A 2,568-nucleotide genomic window follows, 5' to 3' on the forward strand; every position below is an offset into this window, starting at 1 on the left:
GCCGTCTAGGCCGTGTCTATGAGTAAGGAAGCCTGTCATGGTCACGACTCCGCTCGCCGTCCTGGACCTCGTCCCGATCCCCGCCGGATCGACCGCGGCGCAGGCGCTGCGCAACAGCATCGATCTCGCCCAGCGGGCCGAGCGGTTCGGCTACGCCCGGTACTGGTTCGCCGAACACCACCTCAACCCCGGCGTGGCCGGCACCTCGCCGGCGGTCCTGCTGGCGCTGACGGCCGCGGCCACCTCGACGATCCGGCTCGGCTCCGGCGCCGTCCAGCTCGGGCATCGCACCGCGTTGTCGACGGTGGAGGAGTTCGGGCTCATCGACGCCCTGCACCCCGGGCGTCTCGACCTCGGCCTGGGCCGTTCCGGCGGGCGTCCGAACGAGGTGAGGCGTGAGCCGGCCCTGCTCGGCGCCGGCACGGCCGTCGTGGACGGACGCGCGCCCAATGGGCTGCGCATCCCACCCCGGTTCTCCTTCGAGCATCTGCTCAACTCGCCGCGCTTCGAGCTGCAGAAGGGGCTCCTGCAGCTCCCCGGCGCACAGTCACAGAACTACACTGAGCAGATCGGCGATGTCCTTGCCCTGCTGGCCGGCACCTACCGTTCCGCCGAGGGCGAACAGGCTCACGTGGTCCCCGGGGAGGGCGCGCAGGTGCAGGTCTGGATCCTCGGCAGCAGCGGGGGTGAGAGCGCGATCCTCGCGGGGGAGAAGGGGCTGCGGTTCGCCGCGAACTACCACGTCAGCCCGGCCACCGTCCTGGAGGCTGTCGAGGCCTACCGGGCCGCGTTCCAGCCGTCCGGCGAACTTGACCGGCCCTATGTCAGCGTCTCGGCCGACATCGTCGTGGCCGAGGACACCGCCACCGCGCGGGAGCTGGCCGCCGGTTACGGGCTGTGGGTACGCAGCATCCGCACCACGCTGGGGGCCATCCCGTTCCCGGCCCCGCAGGAGGCGCGCCGGCACGTGTGGAGCGACGCCGACCGCGAACTGGTCGCCGACCGTGTCGAGACCCAGTTCGTCGGCTCGCCGGGGCAGGTCGCCGACCAGCTGGAGCAGCTGCGCGACGCCACCGGCGCCGACGAGCTGATCATCACCACGATCACCCACGACCATGCCGACCGGGTCCGCTCCTACCAGCTGCTGGCCCAGGAATGGCAACGCCGTTGAGCCGGGTCCCCGCCAGCCGGCAGGACCCGGACCAGCGGCATCCACTGGACAACCCCGCCCGCTGGTCGCTGACCGGGGCGCACGCGCACCTCGCCGAGCGGCGCGGCAACGTGCTGCGCTACCCGGTCGACGTCTCCCCTTTCGTGGCGCTGCCCGAACAGCCCGACGCCGCCGACTGGAACGACATCGCCGCCCTCGCCGGCCCGGGGGCGCTGGTCCCGCTCGCCGGAGTGCAGGTCCCGCCGCCGCCGGGGTGGGAGGTGGTGGCGCGCGGCTCCGGGGTGCAGCTCGTCGACGGCGGAGTCGCCGCCGCGCCCGACGACGAGGCTGTCCGCCTCCAGCCGTCGGACGTGCCGGACATGCTCGCGCTGACCGCGGCCACCAAGCCCGGCCCGTTCCTGCCCCGCACCATCGAGATGGGCACCTACCTGGGCATCCGCCGCGACGGCGTGCTCGTGGCGATGGCCGGCGAGCGGCTGCACCCACCCGGCTGGACGGAGGTCAGCGCGGTCTGCACCGATCCCGCCTTCCGCGGCCAGGGGCTGGGAGGCCGGTTGGTGCGCGCGGTGGCCGCCGGCATCCGCGAACGCGGCGAAACCCCGTTCCTGCACGCGGCCGCCGACAACACCAACGCGATTCGGCTCTACCTCTCGTTGGGTTTCCGCCTCCGCCGCGAGGCGACCTTCCTTGCCGTCCGCGTCCCCGACCCCCTCCCCGAAAACGCCCCGGTCACCTGACCGGCGCAGCGCTTTCCGGATAAAACCGTTCCCATCCAGCACCGGCGGCCCAGGTCGGCCAGGTGCCGGGCATGAACTGGGCCATGCTCTGTGCCCCGGCGGCGGAGACCGCGCGCGGGTTGAAGCCGGATTCCTGGGCGAGCTGGGCGGTGAGCAGCGCCGGGCTGAGCTATGGACAGCAGTCGTTACCGGCACCGGCCGGGACGATCCAGCCCTGGTAGGTGTCGGCGCGCAGTGGCCCACCGGCAACAGCGAGTTTTGTGCTTTCGCCTATTCTGACGATACGTATCCTTTCTGGTACAAGAGGTGATCTTGGCGTGACGGTGCTGATGCGCACCGGCCATGACACACAGTTCCGCCACCGCCGCGCTGCCACGGACGTCGCTTCCGTTCAGCCGCTGGTGGCGGTCACAGACTGTCATGGGAGCACGGGGGTGACCAGCGTGGCCGCGTTGCTGCAGCCGGCGATCGGCATCGGTGTGGTCGCCGGCTGGCCCCGATATGCGGCCAACCGTGAGTTCGCTGGCCGGCCGCTGGTCCTGGTCCCCCGCGGCACCGTGCAGGCGACGGCGGGAGCCGGGGATGGCTGACGGGCGTCGTTTCTCCACAGGTGTGCGGCTGCTGGCCGCGGCCGGGCTGGTCGCGGTCGGGATCGCCGTC

Annotated in this window: 3 protein-coding genes; 2 read left to right on the forward strand and 1 reads right to left on the reverse strand. The window is 72.2% G+C overall.

Annotated features, from left to right (window positions below):
* Nucleotides 1-37: 37 nt before the first annotated feature.
* Both AC5LSR_RS18350 and AC5LSR_RS18355 read left to right on the forward strand, forming a co-directional pair.
* A complete protein-coding gene (locus AC5LSR_RS18350) occupies nucleotides 38-1,171 on the forward strand; it encodes an LLM class flavin-dependent oxidoreductase (protein ID WP_250292720.1) in 1,134 nt (377 codons plus the stop codon).
* On the forward strand, nucleotides 1,156-1,908 hold the full coding sequence (locus AC5LSR_RS18355; RefSeq protein ID WP_445548566.1) for a GNAT family N-acetyltransferase: 753 nt from the start codon (nucleotides 1,156-1,158) through the stop codon (nucleotides 1,906-1,908). Before AC5LSR_RS18350 ends, AC5LSR_RS18355 begins: the two co-directional genes overlap by 16 nt.
* On the opposite strand, the gene AC5LSR_RS18360 is transcribed toward AC5LSR_RS18355, so the two are convergent.
* Nucleotides 1,901-2,065: a lytic transglycosylase domain-containing protein gene (locus AC5LSR_RS18360; RefSeq protein WP_445548568.1), complete on the reverse strand. Its 165-nt coding sequence runs from the start codon at nucleotides 2,063-2,065 to the stop codon at nucleotides 1,901-1,903. The two genes, AC5LSR_RS18355 and AC5LSR_RS18360, sit on opposite strands and share 8 nt — an antisense overlap.
* Nucleotides 2,066-2,568 lie beyond the last annotated feature (503 nt).

Source organism: Protofrankia sp. CiP1_Cm_nod4 (genome assembly GCF_982290645.1).